This is a genomic window from Burkholderia sp. MSMB1072 (assembly GCF_001524725.1).
Taxonomy (GTDB): Bacteria; Pseudomonadota; Gammaproteobacteria; order Burkholderiales; family Burkholderiaceae; genus Burkholderia.
Map to the genome: position 1 here is coordinate 41,137 of NZ_LOYC01000050.1, position 18,848 is coordinate 59,984.

At 69.2% G+C, this 18,848-nt stretch carries 19 protein-coding genes and 1 riboswitch; of the genes, 6 read left to right on the forward strand and 13 right to left on the reverse strand.

The features are described 5' to 3' along the window. Window positions 1-14 precede the first annotated feature (14 nt). The 7 genes from WS89_RS24325 to WS89_RS24350 all read right to left on the reverse strand — a co-directional run bounded on the left by WS89_RS24325 (window position 15) and on the right by WS89_RS24350 (window position 6,568). A complete protein-coding gene (locus tag WS89_RS24325; protein ID WP_059504489.1) occupies window positions 15-902 on the reverse strand; it encodes an HlyC/CorC family transporter in 888 nt (295 codons plus the stop codon). A 292-nt stretch (window positions 903-1,194) separates the two neighbouring features. Next, on the reverse strand, window positions 1,195-1,344 hold the full coding sequence (locus WS89_RS34300) for a hypothetical protein (RefSeq protein ID WP_179949751.1): 150 nt from the start codon (window positions 1,342-1,344) through the stop codon (window positions 1,195-1,197). A gap of 70 nt (window positions 1,345-1,414) precedes the next feature. Then, entirely contained in the window at window positions 1,415-2,047 is a 633-nt protein-coding gene (locus WS89_RS24330; RefSeq protein ID WP_059794009.1) for a gamma-glutamylcyclotransferase, read from the reverse strand. Between the two features lie 12 nt (window positions 2,048-2,059). Next, complete coding sequence (gene ybeY, locus WS89_RS24335) at window positions 2,060-2,827, reverse strand: rRNA maturation RNase YbeY (RefSeq protein ID WP_059504491.1); 768 nt, start codon at window positions 2,825-2,827, stop codon at window positions 2,060-2,062. Between the two features lie 128 nt (window positions 2,828-2,955). Further along, complete coding sequence (locus tag WS89_RS24340; protein ID WP_059504492.1) at window positions 2,956-4,002, reverse strand: PhoH family protein; 1,047 nt, start codon at window positions 4,000-4,002, stop codon at window positions 2,956-2,958. A 33-nt stretch (window positions 4,003-4,035) separates the two neighbouring features. Further along, window positions 4,036-5,421 carry a tRNA (N6-isopentenyl adenosine(37)-C2)-methylthiotransferase MiaB gene (gene miaB, locus WS89_RS24345; protein ID WP_059504494.1) on the reverse strand — a complete coding sequence of 462 codons (1,386 nt, stop codon included), beginning with the start codon at window positions 5,419-5,421 and terminating at the stop codon, window positions 4,036-4,038. A 214-nt stretch (window positions 5,422-5,635) separates the two neighbouring features. Next, window positions 5,636-6,568, reverse strand: a complete 933-nt coding sequence (locus WS89_RS24350; RefSeq protein WP_059794011.1) for a LysR family transcriptional regulator — start codon at window positions 6,566-6,568, stop codon at window positions 5,636-5,638. A 147-nt stretch (window positions 6,569-6,715) separates the two neighbouring features. Between WS89_RS24350 and WS89_RS24355 the strand changes: the two genes are divergently transcribed. From WS89_RS24355 to ribB, 3 genes are all read left to right on the forward strand, one after another. Beyond that, complete coding sequence (locus WS89_RS24355; RefSeq protein WP_059794093.1) at window positions 6,716-7,891, forward strand: MFS transporter; 1,176 nt, start codon at window positions 6,716-6,718, stop codon at window positions 7,889-7,891. A gap of 211 nt (window positions 7,892-8,102) precedes the next feature. Then, complete coding sequence (locus WS89_RS24360) at window positions 8,103-8,789, forward strand: helix-turn-helix domain-containing protein (protein WP_034208332.1); 687 nt, start codon at window positions 8,103-8,105, stop codon at window positions 8,787-8,789. A gap of 187 nt (window positions 8,790-8,976) precedes the next feature. Further along, window positions 8,977-9,125, forward strand: a riboswitch (FMN riboswitch). A 118-nt stretch (window positions 9,126-9,243) separates the two neighbouring features. Next, complete coding sequence (ribB, locus tag WS89_RS24365) at window positions 9,244-9,954, forward strand: 3,4-dihydroxy-2-butanone-4-phosphate synthase (protein ID WP_034208331.1); 711 nt, start codon at window positions 9,244-9,246, stop codon at window positions 9,952-9,954. Between the two features lie 71 nt (window positions 9,955-10,025). Here the strand turns inward: ribB and WS89_RS24370 are convergent, their stop codons facing one another. From WS89_RS24370 to WS89_RS24390, 5 genes are all read right to left on the reverse strand, one after another. Continuing rightward, window positions 10,026-10,712, reverse strand: a complete 687-nt coding sequence (locus tag WS89_RS24370; RefSeq protein WP_059504500.1) for an HAD-IA family hydrolase — start codon at window positions 10,710-10,712, stop codon at window positions 10,026-10,028. A 180-nt stretch (window positions 10,713-10,892) separates the two neighbouring features. Further along, complete coding sequence (gene iolG / locus WS89_RS24375) at window positions 10,893-11,879, reverse strand: inositol 2-dehydrogenase (protein WP_059794095.1); 987 nt, start codon at window positions 11,877-11,879, stop codon at window positions 10,893-10,895. A 73-nt stretch (window positions 11,880-11,952) separates the two neighbouring features. Continuing rightward, a complete protein-coding gene (locus WS89_RS24380) occupies window positions 11,953-12,780 on the reverse strand; it encodes a TIM barrel protein (RefSeq protein WP_059794013.1) in 828 nt (275 codons plus the stop codon). Beyond that, a complete protein-coding gene (locus WS89_RS24385; RefSeq protein ID WP_059794015.1) occupies window positions 12,777-13,832 on the reverse strand; it encodes a hypothetical protein in 1,056 nt (351 codons plus the stop codon). The genes WS89_RS24380 and WS89_RS24385 overlap by 4 nt, the downstream gene beginning before the upstream one ends. 140 nt (window positions 13,833-13,972) lie before the next feature. Beyond that, a complete protein-coding gene (locus WS89_RS24390) occupies window positions 13,973-15,037 on the reverse strand; it encodes a LacI family DNA-binding transcriptional regulator (protein WP_059794097.1) in 1,065 nt (354 codons plus the stop codon). Window positions 15,038-15,202: 165 nt separating this feature from the next. On the opposite strand from WS89_RS24390, the gene WS89_RS24395 reads away from it, so the two are divergent. Genes WS89_RS24395 through WS89_RS24405 form a run of 3 tightly spaced genes read left to right on the forward strand, consistent with a single transcriptional unit; the run spans window position 15,203 to window position 17,888 of the window. Next, window positions 15,203-16,285, forward strand: a complete 1,083-nt coding sequence (locus tag WS89_RS24395; protein ID WP_059794017.1) for a fatty acid desaturase family protein — start codon at window positions 15,203-15,205, stop codon at window positions 16,283-16,285. 36 nt (window positions 16,286-16,321) lie between these two features. Then, window positions 16,322-16,630, forward strand: coding sequence for a non-heme iron oxygenase ferredoxin subunit (locus tag WS89_RS24400; RefSeq protein WP_059504510.1), 309 nt, complete (start codon window positions 16,322-16,324; stop codon window positions 16,628-16,630). Between the two features lie 4 nt (window positions 16,631-16,634). Next, window positions 16,635-17,888 (forward strand): NAD(P)/FAD-dependent oxidoreductase, encoded by a 1,254-nt coding sequence (locus WS89_RS24405; RefSeq protein ID WP_059794019.1) that lies wholly within the window; start codon window positions 16,635-16,637, stop codon window positions 17,886-17,888. Window positions 17,889-18,095: 207 nt separating this feature from the next. Here WS89_RS24405 and WS89_RS24410 read toward each other — a convergent pair whose 3' ends face one another. After that, entirely contained in the window at window positions 18,096-18,812 is a 717-nt protein-coding gene (locus tag WS89_RS24410) for an MIP/aquaporin family protein (protein WP_027785355.1), read from the reverse strand. Window positions 18,813-18,848: the final 36 nt, after the last annotated feature.

Consider the following 18,848-nt stretch of genomic DNA (forward strand, 5'->3'; position numbering starts at 1 on the left):
CCGGCGCGGGGCGGTCAGTCTTCGTGCGAGGTTTCGGCGCGCCGGCTGGCGAGCGGGTTGCGGCGCACCAGCAGCACATGAACCTGGCGCGCATCGCCGCGCTGGATTTCGAACACGAGGTTGCCGAGCTGCAGCTTCTCGCCGCGGTGCGGCACGCGTCCGAAATGATGGGTGATCAGCCCGCCGATCGTGTCGACTTCGTCGTCGGGGAAATCGGTGCCGAACACCTCGTTGAACTGCTCGATCTCGGTGAGCGCGCGCACGCGGTAGCGGCCGTCCGGCCCCGAGATGATGTTGCCGGCTTCCTCGTCGAAGTCGTATTCGTCCTCGATGTCGCCGACGATCTGTTCGAGCACGTCCTCGATCGTGATCAGGCCAGCGACGCCGCCGTATTCGTCGACGACGATCGCCAGGTGGTTGCGGTTCACGCGGAAGTCGTGCAGCAGCACGTTCAGGCGCTTCGATTCCGGAATGAACACGGCCGGGCGCAGCATCCCGCGCACGTCGAACTCTTCCTCGGCGTAGAAGCGCAGCAGATCCTTCGCGAGCAGCACCCCGATCACGTTGTCGCGGTTCTCCTCGTACACGGGATAGCGCGAGTGCGCCTTTTCGAGGACGAACGGGATGAAATCCTCGGGCTTGTCGGCGATGTTGATCGCGTCCATTTGCGCGCGCGGCACCATGATGTCGCGCGCGCACAGATCGGATACCTGGAACACGCCTTCGATCATCGACAGCGAATCGGCGTCGATCAGGTTGCGTTCGTGAGCGTCCTGGAGGATTTCCAGCAATTCGCCGCGGGATTCGGGCTCGGGCGAGATGAAGTCGGTCAGGCGCTCGAGCAGCGAGCGCTTTTCTTGCGGTTTGTCGGTTGGCTTACGACTGGGATACGAATCGTTCATGGTGGTGCGCCCGGGTCATGCCGGGGCGCGCGGTCACGGAGTAGGCAAGGATACACCAAGGGCACGACGCGGCCATGTCACCCGGCCGCGCGGCCAGGGCGGGCGGCTCGCGCTGCCCCGCTCGCGGACGGCCGCGCCGGGCGCGGCGGCGTCCTCGGGCTCATCCTATCGCAGAAAGAGCCGGCGGGGCGCTGCGGCCAAAAATCGGCGGCGGGAAGGGCGACGCGGCCCGACGCGGGAAACGGCCGTGACGGCGGCATTCCGCCGCAGGCGGGCGCCGCCGGCGCGCGGTTCAGAACCGCATGCCGGCCGAGCAGCCGCCGGCTGCCGCGCCGTTGGTCGCGGCGCCGCCGCAACCGAGTATCCCGCAGCCGGACAGCGCGACGCTCGCGGCGACGAGCAGCGCGGCGATCCTGCAACGTGACCGGCATGACGGTTTCATCGGCAGTGTCCTCGGGAAGGTGGGCGGCGCAGTGCCGCATGCATGGCGGCAGGCCGGGTGTCGTGTCGGATCATCGGCATCGTGCGAGCAACCCTTCCAGCGCGCGGTCGGGGATGCCGCTCGCGCGCAGCGCGTCGACCGTGCGGCTCACGTAGTCGAGCGTCGTGCCGTAGCGGCCGGCCGCGCAGCCGAACACTTCCTTCACGACGGGGTCGGTCAGCTTGCCCGTATAGGTCGGTGCGTCGCGGCGCATCACGAACGCGAGCGCGGTCACGCGTTCGCCGGTCTCGAGCGAGCACGGCAGCCACGCGGGCCGGTACGAGCCCATCGGCATCTCGCGCTTCCACAATGTCTCGAGGTGCGGCTGCGCGGTCGGCCCGGCGAGCCGGAAGGCGATGCCCGTGCACGAGCCGCCGCGATCGAGCGCGAGCACGAGGCCCGGCCGTTCGGGGGTGCCGCGGTTCACGCGCGACCACAGGTAGAGCCCGCGGTGATAGCCGTGCACCTTGCCGCGCACGGCCGCGACGGTCGGCAGCCCGGGGTTCCAGATCAGCGAGCCATAGCCGAACAGCCAGAGATCCTGCCGGCCGTCCCAGTCGCGCATCGTATGCGCGAGGGACGCGGCGAGTTCGTCTTCCGTCAGCAGACGGCCTTCGCCGATCGACGGCGGGTAGGCGGGCGGCAGCATCGCGGCGTGACGCATCGGACGGATGGCTTACTGGTACGGGTTCGGAAAACCCAGTTTCGCGAGGATGTCGACTTCGAGCGCTTCCATTTCGGCCGCGTCCTCGTCGCTCGTCTCGTGGTCGTAGCCCTGCGCGTGCAGCGCGCCGTGCACCAGCAGGTGCGCGTAATGGGCCATGAGCGGCTTGCCCTGGTCGTGCGCTTCCTTCTCGACCACCGGGCAGCACAGCACGAGGTCGCCGATCACGGTGCCGTCGGGCGCCGGGTCGTACGCGAAGGTCAGCACGTTGGTCGGATAGTCCTTGTGGCGGTAGCCGGCGTTCAGCGTACGGCCTTCGTTTTCGCCGACGAAGCGCACGGTGAACTGCGCGCTCGCGAACAGCGCCGGCTCGATCCATTCGGCGATCAGCTTGCGCTTGGGCAGCGTCTTGCGCAGCTCGCTCGTGATCTCGTCGCCGTACTGCACGGACAGGTCGAATTCCAGCGCGCGCGGCTCGTCTTCCGGGTCGTCCTCGCGCGGGGCGAATTCGGCGCCGACGTGCAGCGTCACGCTGTCGTAGTGCTCGGGCTGCAGCGCGAGCTTCGCGCGCATCGCCGGATCGTTGTGCTGCGCGACGATCGCGACAGCCGCGTCGCCCGAGCTGCCCGACAGGTCGAACATCAGGCTGCGGCCGTCCGGGAAGTCGATTCGCAGCCCTTGTGCGTTGACGGTCCGGGCCTTGCCCTTTGCGTCGAACAGCGAAAGGCGGGGGGAGTCGGACGCGGCGCGGCCGGATTTGCGGGAACGGGAGGATTTCATGACGCGTGCGGCGATTGGGACGCGTTGAGGATACACCAAACGGCCGATCGCGCCCGAATTCGCCCGGGCGAAAAAAAGCCCGGCGCGCCGTCTGGCGGGCCGGGCCGGCCGGGGCAGCGCGCCGCCGCTCAGCCGTCCTGGTGCTGCGCGTGGAATTCGTCGTACGCCTCGACGATGCGCGCGACGAGCGGATGGCGCACCACGTCCGCGCTCGTGAAGCGCGTGAGCGCGATGCCGCGCACGCCGCCGAGCACCTGCTGCGCCTCGACGAGGCCGCTCTTGTGGCCGCGCGGCAGGTCGACCTGGCTCGTGTCGCCGGTCACGACCGCCTTCGAGCCGAAGCCGATCCGCGTGAGGAACATCTTCATCTGCTCGGGCGTCGTGTTCTGCGCCTCGTCGAGGATGATGAACGCGTGGTTCAGCGTGCGGCCGCGCATGTACGCGAGCGGTGCGATCTCGATCATCTGGCGCTCGAACATCTTGGCCGTCTTGTCGAAGCCGAGCAGGTCGTACAGCGCGTCGTACAGCGGCCGCAGGTACGGGTCGACCTTCTGCGCGAGGTCGCCCGGCAGGAAGCCGAGCCGCTCGCCGGCCTCGACGGCCGGGCGCGTCAGCACGATCCGCTTGACCTGGTCGCGCTCGAGCGCGTCGACCGCGCACGCGACCGCGAGGTAGGTCTTGCCGGTGCCGGCCGGCCCGATGCCGAACGTCACGTCGTGCGACAGGATCTGCTTCAGGTATTCGCGCTGCGCGGGCGTGCGGCCGCGCAGGTCGGCGCGCCGCGTGTAGAGCTTCGGCGCCGGTTCTTCGTCCGGCTCGTCCGCGTCGAGCTGCACGACGGGTTCGTCGAACGGATGGTCGGGGTCGCCGCGAAAGCGCACGTCGAGCGGTTCCTGGCGGCCGTTGCCGGCCGTGTGGCGCACCTCGACCAGCGCGAGCTGGATGTCGTCGACCGACAGCGGATCGCGCGCGCGGTTGTAGAAGTTTTCGAGCGCGGCGAGGGCGAGCTTGGCGCCGCGCCCGCGGATCGTGATCCGGTGGCCGCGCCGCGCGAGCGTGACGTCGAGCGCCTGTTCGATCTGCCGCAGGTTTTCGTCGAGCGGGCCGCAGAGGTTGGCGAGGCGCGCGTTGTCGTCGCGCGGGGCGGTGAATTCCAGTGCTTGGACGGTCTTCAAAGTAGCGTCGGGCTCCTGTCGGGCGTCGGTCGGTCAGTGGGTGGCCGCGCTCGCGTCGTCGCTGACGAGCACGAGCTCGCCGCGCAGCGAGTGCGGGTACGCATGGTTGATCCTCACGTCGATCATCTGGCCGATCAGGCGCGGGTGCGACGCGAGCGGCGCCGGGAAATTCACGACCCGGTTGTTCTCGGTGCGGCCCGCGAGTTCGTTCGGGTCCTTGCGCGACGGGCCCTCGACGAGGATCCGCTCGACCTTCCCGACCATCGACTGGCTGATGCGCGCGACGTTCTCCTCGATCGTCGCCTGCAGATGTTGCAGGCGTTTGAGCTTCACTTCGCGCGGCGTGTCGTCGGCGAGGTTCGCGGCCGGCGTGCCCGGGCGCGGGCTGTAGATGAACGAGAAGCTGGTGTCGTAGCTCATCTCGTGCACGAGCGCCATCATCTTGTCGAAATCCTCCTCGGTCTCGCCGGGGAAGCCGACGATCATGTCGGTCGACAGCGACAGATCGGGGCGGATCGCGCGCAGCTTGCGGATCACCGACTTGTATTCGAGCACCGTGTAGCCGCGCTTCATCGCCATCAGGATGCGGTCGGAGCCGTGCTGGACCGGCAGATGCAGGTGGCTCACGAGCTTCGGCACCTTCGCGTAGGTGTCGATCAGGCGCTGCGTGAATTCCTTCGGGTGCGACGTCGTGTAGCGGATCCGCTCGATGCCGGGGATGTCGGCGACGTATTCGATCAGCGTCGCGAAATCGGCGATGTCGGTCGAGCCGGCCGTCAGCGCGCCGCCGAATTTTCCACGATAAGCGTTCACGTTCTGGCCGAGCAGCGTGACTTCGCGCACGCCCTGATCGGCGAGGCCGGCAATTTCGGTCAGCACGTCGTCGAGCGGGCGCGACACTTCATCGCCGCGCGTGTACGGCACCACGCAGTAGCTGCAGTACTTCGAGCAGCCTTCCATGATCGACACGAACGCGCTCGGCCCCTCGACGCGCGCGGGCGGCAGGTGGTCGAACTTCTCGATTTCTGGGAACGTGATGTCGACCTGCGCGCGGCCGCTCGCGCGGCGCGCGTCGATCATCTGCGGCAGGCGGTGCAGGGTTTGCGGGCCGAACACGAGGTCGACGTACGGCGCGCGCGACACGATCGACGCGCCTTCCTGGCTCGCGACGCAGCCGCCGACGCCGATCAGGAGGCCCGGCTTCGCTTCCTTCAGCTCGCGCACGCGGCCGAGATCGGAGAACACCTTCTCCTGCGCCTTCTCGCGCACCGAGCACGTGTTGAACAGGATGATGTCCGCGTCTTCCGGCGTGTCGGTCTTTTCGAGGCCTTCGGCCGCGTTGAGCACGTCCACCATCTTGTCCGAGTCGTACTCGTTCATCTGGCAGCCGAAGGTCTTTACGTAAACTTTCTTGGTCATGGGGATTCGCCGTTCGCAGTGGTTGACCTGGGGGCGTCGTCAAGGGTGAGTCGGGACGGCCGTGCGCGGCACGCGAATCGCGCGCAGCAGGCAGGAAAGGCCGTCGGGAAAGCCTTCCATTATAGCTTTTCGCGCCACGACGGACGGGCGGCCGGTTGCAGGCGCGCGACGCAGGATCGTGGGTTCCGACCCCTAGATGAAGGCGGGCCGGGCGTCAGCGGCACGCGTTCATCAAGTCGTCGAGCGCCGCCTCCTCGCGCGCGAAGCGTTCGGCGAGAAAATCGAGCAGCACGCGCACGCGCGGCGCCATGTAGCGCTTGCTGTGATAGATCGCGTGCAGCGGCGCATCCTGGTGCCGCCAGTCGGGCAGCAGCACGCGCAGCCGGCCCGCGCGGACGTCGTCGGCGATGTCCCACAGCGACTTCAGCGCGATGCCGTGGCCGCGCAGCGTCCATTCGCGCGTGAGGCCGCCGTCGTTGGTCTCGAACGCGGTCGACACGGGCACCGTGTGGATCTGCACTTCGTCGCCGCGCGTGAAGTGCCAGGTGTTCATCGGGCCGGACGCGATCGTGATCACGTTGCACGGAAAGCGGGCCAGATCATGCGGATCGGCCGGCACGCCATGGCGTTCGACGAACGACGGCGCCGCGCACAGCACGCGCCGGTTGGTCGCGAGCCGGCGGGCGATCAGCGCGCCGTCGGGCGGGGCGGCGAAGCGGATCGCCAGATCGATCTCGTCCTGCCACAGGTTCGACGACGAATCGGACGCCGTGAGCGAAAACGTGACGCCCGGATGCAGCGTCGTGAATTCGTGAAGCCAGTCGAGCAGTTGGTGGCGGCCGAAATCGGACGTCGACGACAGCCGCACCTTGCCGCTCACGACGTTGCGGCCTTCCTGCAGCATCGCGTCCGCGTCGTCGAGCGCCTGCAGCGCCTGGCGGCAGCAGTTCAGGTACAGCTTGCCTTCGTCGGTGAGCCGCAATTGCCGCGTCGAGCGTTCGAACAGCCGCGTCGCGATCTTCGCCTCCAGCTTCGCGAGCCGCGCGCTCGCGGCGGCCGGCGTGAGGTTCAGCTTGCGTCCGGCGGCGGACAGGCTGCCCAGTTCCGCCGCCTCGACGAACAGCCGGATGTCGCCCAGTCGGTCCATGCGATTTTCCAGAGATATTTGAAAATGGTTCAAATGCCACACCAATTATCAAATATAGGCGTCTTCGGGACAATGCGCGCACATCCCGCTTTCTTGTGCGGTGCGGCACCGAACCGGCGCCGCGGCCGCCGCCTTCCGGAGAACGTCATGCCCCTTCCGTTACTGGCGCTCGCGATCAGCGCCTTCGCCATCGGCACAACCGAATTCATCATCATGGGCCTCCTGCCCGAAGTCGCGCACGACCTGGCCGTGTCGCTGCCGTCGGCCGGCCTGCTCGTCACCGGCTACGCGCTCGGCGTCGCGGTCGGCGCGCCGCTGCTCGCGGTGCTGACGAGCCGCATGCCGCGCAAGGCCGCGCTGCAGTTGCTGATGGCGATCTTCGTCGTCGGCAACGTGCTGTGCGCGATCGCGTCCGGTTACGCGATGCTGATGGTCGCGCGCGTCGTCACGTCGTTCGCGCACGGCTCGTTCTTCGGCATCGGCGCGGTGGTCGCCGCGTCGCTCGTGCCGGCCGACAAGCGCGCGAGCGCGATCGCGCTGATGTTTACCGGGCTCACGCTGTCGAACGTGCTCGGCGTGCCGTTCGGCACGTTCGTCGGCCAGTTGCTCGGCTGGCGCGCGTCGTTCTGGATCGTCGCCGCGCTCGGCGTGCTCGCCTTTGGCGGCGTGGCCGCGCTCGTGCCGAACCGCCACGACAGCGGGCCGGTCGGCCTCGGCCACGAAGTGCGCGTGCTGAAGGAGCCGCAGGTATGGCTCGCGCTGCTGATGACCGTGCTCGGCTTCGGCGGCGTGTTCGTCGTGTTCACCTACATCGCGCCGATTCTCGAGACCGTATCGGGCTATTCGCCGCGCGCGGTCGCGCTGATCCTCGTGCTGTTCGGCGCGGGGCTGACGATCGGCAATACGATCGGCGGCAAGCTCGCCGACCGCGCGCTGATGCCGTCGCTGATCGCGATCCTCGTCGCGCTGATGGCCGTGATGGCCGCGTTCGCGAAGACGAGCCACCTGCCGGTCGCGGCTGCCGTCACCGTATTCGTCTGGGGGATCGCCGCGTTCGCGACGGTGCCGCCGCTGCAGGCGCGCGTGGTCGAGAAGGCCGCGAGCGCGCCGCATCTCGCGTCGACGCTGAACATCGGCGCGTTCAACGTCGGCAATGCGGGCGGTGCGTGGCTCGGCGGCCTCGCGCTCGAACACGGCTTCGCGCTCGATGCGCTGCCGTGGGTCGCGGTCGCGGTGACGTTCGCGGCGCTCGTCGTCACGTGGCTCGCGATGCGGCTCGATGCGCGCGGCCCGGCGCGCGGCGCGGCGCAGGCGGCGCAGTGAGCGTCGCCGCGGTGCCTTGCGCGGCGACGCCATGGCGGCAGGAAAGGTTCGCGAGAAACGCATTCCTCCGCAATGCTGATAACGGTGTGAAGATAACTTCGTTTGCCCGTGCAAGGGCGGGTGATAGCGTCTCGATACGCGCCATGACCGGCGCAACCCGATTCCGGCTTACCCCCTACGCAGGGCCGCGCGGCGGCCCGGAGGCCATGCTATGTCTTCATCCCTGGCGCTCGTGCGCGACGTGTCTTCCTTCGAGTCCGGCAATGCCGCCGACCTGCGCGCGTCCGCGTCGCTCGACGCGCTCGAGCAGGTCGTCGGCGTGAACCTGGCGCGCTTGCGCGCCGAGCGGCAACTGTCGCTCGATGCGCTCGCGCGGCTGTCCGGCGTGTCGCGCGCGATGCTCGCGCAGATCGAATCGGCGCGCAGCGTGCCATCGATCAAGGTGCTCTGCAAGATCGCGGCGGCGCTGAAGGTATCGGTCGCCGCGTTCCTGCGGCGCCATGCGGTGAACGGTTTCGAGCATCTGGCGGCCGAGCGCGCGTCGCGCGTCGTCAGCTCGAACGGCCGCTTCTCGGCACGTGCGCTGTACCCGGAAGGCGAGCCGGCCGCGGCCGAATTCCACGAGCTGCGGATCGCGCCGCTGCATACGGAGCCCGGCACGCGCCGCGCACCCGGCACGACGGTCAACCTCGTCGTCAGCGAAGGCACGCTCGAAGTCAGCGTGCACGACCGCCGCCAGTTGCTCGCGACCGGCGATGCGATCGTGTTCGATGCCGACCAGCCGTACAGCCTGCGCAACCCGGGCGACAGCGAAGCGCGTGCGTTCCGCGTGACGGTGAGCCCCGAGGTGCCGCCGCGCTGGCTCGTGCCCGACGCGGCGCACGCCGCTGCCAATTGATCGTGCGCGCCGTGCGGCGCGACTGCGTTTCCCGGCCGTCGCGGCGTCGCGGGTCGGTCCGCCGGCCGTTCGGACGACGCCGTTAGACGGAGTCGTCAGTAAGGTTTTACCGGTAGTTCGCTGCGCGTCGCGCGCGGCTGTTGTATGCTTGGCCCGCCGATGACGGGGCGTTCCCGTCCGGCAATCAGTGCGTCTTCAGGGCGGGGCGAAATTCCCCACCGGCGGTAGGCCGGCGTAAGCCGGCGAGCCCGCGAGCGCCCGCGCATCCGCGCGGGGTCAGCAGATCTGGTCGAATGCCAGAGCCGACGGTCACAGTCCGGATGAGAGAAGATGTGCAGATAGTCATGTCCGTCAGGGCCGCTTCGCGCTGCATGCGAAGCGGGTTGTCGTTCTGTCTGTTTGCAATGCCCTGAAACGTTTTTCGCCCAAATCGTATTTGCGAGGAGCGTTTCACATGTCCTTGATGTCCGTTTCGTCGGCGCCTGCCGACGCCTTTGCCGATCTCCCGCTGCTGGATTCCGAACCGGTGCCGCCGCGCATCGCCGCTGCGCTCGACGCGATGCGCGCCGGCCGCGCGGTCGTGCTGCAGGACGACCACGATCGCGAGAACGAAGCCGACCTGATCGTCGCCGCCGAGCGCATCACGCCCGAGACGATGGCGCTGCTGATTCGCGAGTGCAGCGGCATCGTGTGCCTGTGTCTGACCGACGACACGGTGCGCGCGCTCGAACTGCCGCCGATGGTGCAGACCAACGAAAGCCGCAACGGCACCGCGTTCACCGTGTCGATCGAGGCGCGCGAAGGCGTGCATACCGGCGTGTCGGCGGCCGATCGCGTGACGACGATCCGCGCGGCGATCGCCGACGATGCGAAGCCGTACGACATCGTGCGCCCCGGCCACGTGTTTCCGTTGCGTGCGCAACCGGGCGGTGTGCTGGCGAGACGCGGCCACACCGAAGGCACCGTCGACCTGTCGATCCTCGCGGGCCTGAAGCCGGCCGGCGTGCTGTGCGAGCTGATGAATCCGGACGGCACGATGACGCGCGGCGACGACGTCGAGCGCTTCGCGCAACGGCACGGGCTGCCGATGCTGACGATCGCGGAACTCGTCGAGTTCCGCGAGGCGCTGGCGGCGGCGCGCGAACGCTGCTGCGAGCCGGCCTGAGCGAAGGCAAGGCGGGCGCGTTCGCGCGCCCGTGGCGCGGCCGGATCGACCGGATCCGGCCCGAATGACGATCAGGACTGCACGTCGCCGAATTCGCCGCGCATGCCGGCTTCGACGAGCGCCGGCAGTTCGTCCATCCTGCGCATGATCCGCGTGATGCCCATCGCGCGCAGCGCGTCCGCGTAGTTGTCGGGGATGTGGCTCGCGCCGACGAACGCGATCGTCTTCATCCCGGCCGCCCGCGCGGCATTCAACCCCGAGATGCTGTCCTCGACGACGACGCAGCGCGCCGGCGCGACGCCGAGCGTGTGCGCCGCATGCAGGTAGACGTCGGGGTAGGGCTTCGGCCGCGCGACCTGTTCGGAGCTGAACACGCGCTCGCCGAAGATCTCGGTGAGCGATGCGCGCTTCAGCGAGTTGCGCACGCGCACGAGCCGGCTGTTCGACACGACGGCGGCCGGCAGCGTGACCTTCAGCAGCGCGTCGCGCACGCCGCCGATCGGCGCGAGCGATTGCGCGAGCGCGACTTCGATGTTGTGCTCGATGGTCTCGATGAAGTTGGCGGGCATCTCGACCCCGAAGCGGGATTCGATGCCGGCGAGGAAGCGCGACGTCTGCTGGCCGAATGCCGACTTCGCGGCGGCTTCGAAATCGAGGTTCGGGAACGTGGCGGACAGCGTGTCGAGCAGCACGCGGTCGGCGATGACTTCGCTGTCGACGAGTACGCCGTCGCAGTCGCAGATGAGGTGATCGAGCATGGTGATGAAAATGCGGGATATCGGCGACGCCGATCGATTCGCCATCATACGTGCTTTCGCGCGCAGGCCGCGCGACGTGGCGGCAAATTCGCCCGATGCGGCCGTGCCGGTGCGGCATGCCGTGCCGCCGATCGCGCGACGGCGGCCCGCTTGCCCGGATCGCCGCCGTCGTGTGCTGTGTCACAGCTCGATCGCGTGCCCCGTTTTCCACGACGTCGTCGCGGCTTCGGCCAGTTCGAGCGCGGCGAGCCCGTCGTCGATCGTCGTCCGGACCGGCGTGCCGTCGTGCAGCGCGTCGACGAAATGCGCGATCTCGGCCGCGTATGCGTGCCGGTAGCGTTCGAGAAAGAACGGCTCCGGCACGTCCGTCGCGATGCCGCCCGCGAGCCATGCGCTCACCTCGGTCGGCCGCACGTTGCCGGCCTGGAGCATCCCGTGGCTGCCGAGCAGCTCGAAGCGCTGGTCGTAGCCGTAGGCCGCGCGCCGCGACGTGTTGATCTGGCACAGCAAGCCGCGCCGCGTGCGGATCGTCACGGCGGTCGAATCGATGTCGCCGGCGTCGCGCACGGCCGGATCGGTCAGGCAACTGCCCGTCGCGTGCAGCGTCTGCGCTTCGTCGCCGAGGATCCAGCGGAACACGTCGAAGTCGTGGATCAGCATGTCCTTGAAAATGCCGCCCGAGCTGCGGATGTAGTCGGCCGGCGGCGCGCCCGGATCGCGGCTCGTGACGACCAGCATTTCCGGCGCGCCGATTTCGCCACGCTCGACGCGCGCCTTCAGCGCCGCGAAGGTCGGGTCGAAGCGGCGCTGGAAGCCGATCATGCACGTCACACCGGTGCGCCGCACGACGTCCGCGCACGCACGCGCGCGTTCGACGGCGAGGTCGACCGGCTTCTCGCAGAACACCGCCTTGCCCGCGTTCGCGGCCGCGACGATCAGGTCCGCGTGCGTGTCGGTGCTCGACGCGATCACGACGGCCCGCACCGACGCATCGCCGAGCGCGCGCTCGATATCGGCGGCTTGCGCGCCATGCGTGCGGGCGAGGGCTTCCGCCGACGGCGTGTGCCGGTCGATCACGTACTTCAGTGTCGCGCCCGGATGGCGCGCGAGATTCGCCGCGTGGATCTTGCCGATTCTGCCCGCGCCGAACAAAGCGAATTCGATCATTTCGTGCTCCTTGGGATGATGTTTTTTCACGATGCGCGCCCGGCGTGGGCCGCGCACCGTCACGACCGTCCGCTCAGCGATCCGTCAGCGCGTCGCGCACGTAGTCGATGCTCGCCCGCAGCCGGTCCTCGATGTCGCCGGCTTCGGCGATCTCGCTCGCGAACGGCTCGAACGACAACGCGCCGCGGTAGCCTCGCGCGAGCAGCGCGCGCAGTTGCCGGATGTTGCCGAGCCGGTCGGCGCCGCCGACCAGCACGCGGTGGCCGTCGCGCATGCGGTCGACCGGCAGGTCGATTTCCTCGACGCCCGAGAGGTGCACGAGGCCCGTCAGGTTCGGGAAGAAAATGTCTTCGCCGGCGAGGTGATGATGGAACGTGTCGTGCACGAGCCGGAACACCGGTTCGCCTGCCGCCGCGTAGATGCCCTTCACCGCGTCCGACTTGCGGCGCAGCGCGCATTCCTCGAAACCGAGCGGCTCGATGAAGCCGAGCAGGCCGCGGGCCGCGAGGATCGGCTTCAACGCCTGCAGCGCCGTCACGAGATCCGCATGGCGCGCGTCCGCGCCGCGCGTGTCGCTGCGGCCGTTGGTCGGGCACAGCACCAGCGCACGCGCGCCGCATTGCGCGGCGTAGTCGGCCAGCGCGGTCGCCTCGTCCGCGCGCTCGGCGTTCCATTGCTCGAAGCGCTGCAGCGCGTTGATCGTCAGGATCGTCACGCCGCCGGCTTCGGCCGTCGCGCGTACGGCGGCCGCCGGCGTGCCGTCGGCGAGCTCGACGCCATCGAGATCGTTGCGGATCTCGATCGCGTCGACGCCGAGGCGCCGGCACAGCGCGACGTAGCGGTCGAACGGCAAGCGCGGCGCGCTCATCCGGTTCAGCGAAAAATGGAAGGCTTGCGTCATCGTTCTGTCCTCGGGGCTTGAGTGGGGTGGGGTCCGGATCGGGTGTCGGCGTGCGCGGCAAGCGCTTGCCAGGCGTCGCGCAGCCATTGCGCGCATGCGACGTTGTTGTCGAAGATCGAATAGCGGGCGCCGCCGCCGTAGTCGGGAAACGGAATGAACTCGCAACTGATCTGTTCGAGTCGTGCCGGCCGCGCGCCAGCGGGCGCCTGCGCTTGCGCGTGCAGCAACTGGCGCAGCGCGGTTTTCCACGGATCGAGCGACGCTGCATGCCATTCGCCGTGATAGGCGCCCGGCGCGGGTGCGACGAACGGATACTGGATGCCGCGGCCGGGCCTGCCGTCCGCGCGGCGCATCCAGCGATTGTCGGGGTTGTTCGGCGTCACGCTGCGCGCATGCGCATGCCGGACCCAGCCGCGCGCGATCCAGTCGGCGTAGATCGGGGCGGGCGATGCCGGGTCGAGCATCGCGCGGCCGCCGTCGGCCGACCCGCGCAGGCCCGCCGCGTCGAGTTCGGCGCGATTGCCGATCTTGAACAGCAGGTGCGAATGATCGAGCGTGATCCGGAACGGTGCGCCGGCTTGCTCGACGTGCCGTGCGACGCGCGCCACGCGCGCGAAATGCTCGCTCCACATGTCGACATGCACTTCGAGGCTTGGCAGGCAGCCGACCGGCTCGCCCCATGCGTAGGCGCGCAGGTAGAAATCGGCGACTTCGCGATCCGTCAGCGGATGGCCGTCCGCGTGGTGCGCGAACAACTGGCAGTTGAGCACGGTGCTGCCGAAGCGGGCGCCCGCCGCGACGATCTCGGCGACATGCGCTTCGTCGGAGCCCGCGCGCCAGATGCCGCCGATCACGCGAATCGGCAGCGCGTGGCGGTCGACCAGCGCGAAATACGGCGACAGGTCCTCGCCGCGCACCGGGTTCTTTTCGACGTAATCGAACACGCCGGCGGCGGCGACCATCCGGAAGCGCTCGGCGGGCGCGGGCGGCGGCAGCCCGTCGTGCTCGAGCACGCCGTCGAGGTTCACGCCGATGAGGATCGGTTCAGCCATCGTCTCCTGTCCGTCGTCTATCGATGGCTGACCACTGTACGGATGCGCGGCGCGGGCCGCATGACAAACGTTGACGAAAAATCGCCAATGCGACGATCGATTTTTTCGCCGCGAGGCTGCGGCACGCCGTGCGGCGCGATTCACGCCTGCAGGTACGCGCTCGTTCTCACGTTCGCCGGACAGAACACGCGGAATTCGACCGGGTCGTCCGGTGGCGGCTGTTCGACGATGCCGCATGCATGCAGCACGTGCTGCAGCGCGGAAATCGCCTGCCCGTCGGGATCCTGATCGATCGCGAGATCCATCGCGCCGGCTTCGATGAAGGTGCGGTGCAGGTCGATCATCTCGTGGCCGATCCACACGACGCGCCCGATCGCACCGGCCTTGCGCAGCGCCGCTTCGATCCCGGCCGACCCGGCGCCGCTGTTGTAGATCGCGACCACGTCGTCGTGCGCCTGCAGGGCCTTCGACACCGCGCGGTAGCAACGGTCGTCCTGGTCGAGCGTCTCGACCGGCGCGTCGTCGCAGCGCAAGGCGGCGAACGCGGCGGCGAGCTGGTCGCGGCAGCCGGCCATCCGGTCGGCGTGCGCGCGGTAGCCCATCCGGCCGCCGAGCAGCAGCACGCGGCCGGGGCGCGCCGCGAGGCGGCCGATGTAGTAGCCGGCCGTGCGTCCGGCGCGGTAGTTGTCGATGCCGGCAAAGTGCACGCGGTCGATGCCGCCGATGTCGGTGACCATCGTGACGACGGTCTCGCCGCGCGCGATCGCGCCGGCGAGCGCGTCGCGCATGCGGGCCGTGTCATGTGCGGTGACGATCAGCGCCGCGCGCCGGTACGCGGGCCGTTCGACCAGCGCGGCGGCGCGCTCGTCGTCGGCGGCGGGCAGGATCGTCCGGTGCACGACCACGCGCCGGTCCAGCATCTGCAGCGAGCGCTGCAGCGCCTGCTGCAACCGCCGGAAGAACGGCGCGTCGGTGTCCGGCAGCAGCACGTCGACGTGGATCAGCCCGTGCCGCGTGTCGGGCAGCTGCCGCGGCACGCCGAGCTGCCGAGCGGCTGCGACCACGCGTTCGCGCGCCTGCGCGGAGACGCTGCCGCGTTCGTTCAGTACGCGGTCGACGGTCGTCGTGCTGACGCCGGCGAGCGCCGCGATCTCGTCGAAACGCGCGGTGCGCTTGCGCCAGCGCGGCCCGGATTCACCTGCCATGGTCGTCTCCATCGTGAGGGTCGCCATCGATCGCGTGGCGTTGTCGGGAACGCTAAAGCGATGGCGAAATTTCGTCAACGTTTCGATTGAGGCGGGGCGGCCGGTCGCCTAATTTCGGTCTTGTTGCGAAGCGCTTGCCGCGCACAGAAACCCGAGGAGACAGAAATGGCCCATACCGACGACCCGGCACGAGAGCGCACGGCAGCGCGCCGTCAGGAATACAAAATGATCGGCGGCGCCGGCGAGCGCGCGCACGCGGCCGGGCTCGTCAACGCCGCGTGGTACCGGTGCGCGGTGCCGCGGCCGCTGATGAAGCAGTTGATGCAGCGCGGCGATGCGCGTGCGATTCGCGACACGCTGATCTGGTACGCGGCGATCGCGATCAGCGGCGCGCTCGCGTGGCTGGCGTGGCGTGCGCATTCGGCGTGGGCGATCCCGGCGTTCTTCGTGTACGGCACGCTTTACTGCAGCCCCGCCGATTCGCGCTGGCACGAATGCGGGCACGGCACCGCGTTCCGCACGCGCTGGATGAACGACGTGCTGTACCAGGTCGCGTCGTTCCAGGTGTTCCGCCGCGCGACCGCATGGCGCTGGAGTCATGCACGCCATCACACCGACACGCTGGTCGTCGGGCGCGATCCGGAAATCGCCGCGCCGAAGCCGACCGACTGGCTTGCGCTCGCGCTGAACGTCGTCGCGCTGAAGCACGTGGCCGGCGAGCTGCGCAAGATGATCGCGGTGTCGGTCACCGGCCGGCTCGACGACGAGGAGCGCACCTACGTGCCCGAATCGGAATGGCCGAAGGTCGTGCGCGAGTCGCGCATGCATCTCGCGATCTACGTGCTCGTGGCGGGCGCCGCGCTGTACTGGCGCACGATTCTGCCGCTGCTCTACATCGGGCTGCCGAGCCTCTACGGCGCATGGCTGTATCTGTATTTCGGCCTCACGCAGCACGCGGGTATGCCGGAGAACGTGCTCGATCACCGGCGCAACTGCCGGACCGTGATGATGAATCCGGTGTTCCGCTTCCTGTACTGGAACATGAACTATCACGTCGAGCACCACATGTTCCCGATGGTGCCGTTCCATGCACTGCCGAAGCTGCACGAAGCCGTGAAGGCCGACATGCCGCCGCCGTACCGCAGCACGCTGGCGGCGTATGCGGAGATCGTGCCGGCGCTGGTCCGGCAGACGCGCGACCCGTCCGATTACGTCGTGCGGCCGGTGCCCGGTGCCGCGCGCGCCTAGCAGTTATCGACTATCCCGACGAAGGAGACACACACCATGACGCAATGGATCGACACCGGCGCGCTCGACGACATCGACGACGAAGACGTCGCGCGCTTCGATCATGCCGGCCGCACGTACGCGATCTACCGGATTGACGGCGAGGTTTATGCGAGCGACGGCCTGTGCACGCACGAGCACGTGCATCTCGCGGACGGGCTCGTGATCGATCACGTGATCGAATGCCCGAAGCACAACGGCCGCTTCGACGTGCGCGACGGCCGGCCGCTGTCGGCGCCCGCGTGCGAGAAGCTGCGCACCTACCGGGCGAAGGTCGAGGACGGCCGCATCCTGATCGAGGTATGACGCGATGACCGGCGACCGGGTGATGGCGATCGTCGGCGCGGGCCATGCGGGCGGCCGCGCGGCGCAGGTGCTGCGCGCGTCCGGCTGGCGCGGGCGCATCGTGCTGATCGGCGCGGAGCCGCATTTGCCGTACGAGCGGCCGCCGTTGTCGAAGGGCGTGCTGACCGGCGAGCGCAGCGCGGCGCAATGCCGATTGCGCGATGCCGACGCATGGGCGGCCGATCGTATCGAGCGGATCGTCGCGACCGTCGAGCGCATCGATCCGCCCGCACGCGAAGTGCGCATGTCGGGCGGGCACGTGCTCCGCTACGACGCGCTGCTGCTCGCCACCGGCGGCCGCGCGCGCCGTCTGGGCGTGCCGGGCGCGGCGCTCGACGGCGTAGTCGCGTTGCGCACGCTCGACGATGCGGCCGCGCTCGGCGCGCGGCTCGTGCCCGACGCGCGGATCGTGCTGATCGGCGGCGGCTTCATCGGTCTCGAAGTCGCGGCGTCGGCGCGGCAGCGTGGCTGCCGCGTGACCGTGCTCGATGCGGCGCCGCGGCTGCTCGGCCGCGCGGTGCCCGAGCCGATCGCGGCCCGCGTGCATGCGTTGCATGTGCAGCGCGGCGTCGCGATCGGCCTGAACCGCCGGCCCGTCGCGATCGCACGCAGGCCGGACGGCGCACTGGCCGTCGTGCTCGACGACGGCGATACGCTGATCGCCGATACCGTGGTCGCCGGCATCGGGATCGAACCCGCGGACGAGCTGGCGCGTGCGGCGGGCCTCGCCGTCGATCGCGGGATCGTCGTGAATGCGCGGCTCGAGACGTCGGCGCCCGGCATTTATGCGGCCGGCGATGTCGCGGTGTTCCCGAGCGGGGCGTCCGGGCGGCTCGTGCGTCAGGAAACCTGGCACGGCGCCGAAACGCAGGCACGCGCCGCCGCACTCAACATGCTGGGTGCCGACGAACCGTATCGCGACACGCCGTGGTTCTGGTCCGATCAATACGATGCGCAGCTGCAGGTGGCCGGCGAACCGGCGCTCGGCGAGCACACGGTCGCGCGTGTGCTCGGCGAGGACGCCGAGATTCATTTCCACTTCGATGCGAGCGAGCGGCTCGTCGCGGCGAGCGGCTTCGGCCGTGCAGCGGGATTCGCGAAGGAAATGCGCGTCGCGCGCATGCTGGTCGAGCGCGGGATCGACGTGACGCCGGGCGCGGTCGCGGATGCGACGGTGAAGCTGAAGTCGCTGGTATCGGCCGCGAGCGATCGGCGGTGACGCGCTGCGGTGCCGGCCCGAGCGCGGCCTCACGCGAGTCGACAGCGACGAAGACGGCGACGAAGACGGCGACGGCCGACGACAGGCATCCGACGACGACCGACGAGCCTCGACAGTCGACGACGTGAGAATGAAGCGGGGGAAGGAGCGGGGAGAGCGGCAGCGCGCGGCAACCGCTGCCGCGCGCGAGCTCGAGCGAAACCGCGATCAGATCGTCGCGTGCAGGTGCAGATACAGGCCGGCTGCCGCGGCGCCGCCGAGCAGCGGGCCGACGACCGGCACCCAGGCATAGCGCCAGTCGCTGTCGCGCTTGCCGGGAATCGGCAGCAGCGCATGCATGATGCGTGGCGACAGGTCGCGCGCGGGGCTCATCGCATAGCCGGTGGGGCCGCCGAGCGAGATGCCGATGCCGAGCACCAGCAGGCCGACGGGCAGCGCGTCGAGTGCGCCGAGGCCGACCTGCGGCGACGCGAGGTACAGCACGCCGAGGATCAGCACGAACGTGCAGATCGCTTCGGTCAGCACGTTGTGCGTGACGCTGCGGATCGCCGGCGCCGTGCAGAACACCGCGAGCTTCAGGTCCGCATCCGCTTCCTTCGCGAAGTGCTGGCGATACGCGAGCCACACGAGCAACGCGCCGGCCATCCCGCCGAGCATCTGCGCGAGCACGTAGCCGCCGACTTTCGACCACGCGAACTTGCCCGCGAGCGCGAGGCTGATCGTGACGATCGGGTTCAGGTGCGCGCCGCTGAACGACGCGGTCACGTAGACGGCGACGAATACCGCCATCGCCCAGCCCATCACGATCACGATCAGGTCCGCGCCTTTGCCCTTGGTCTTCGCAAGCAGCACGTTCGCGACCGCGCCGTTGCCGAGCAGCACGAGGATCGCCGTGCCGATGAATTCCGCAATATAAGGTGACATGTTGTCTCTCGTAGAGTGCGGCGGACTCGCGCGCTG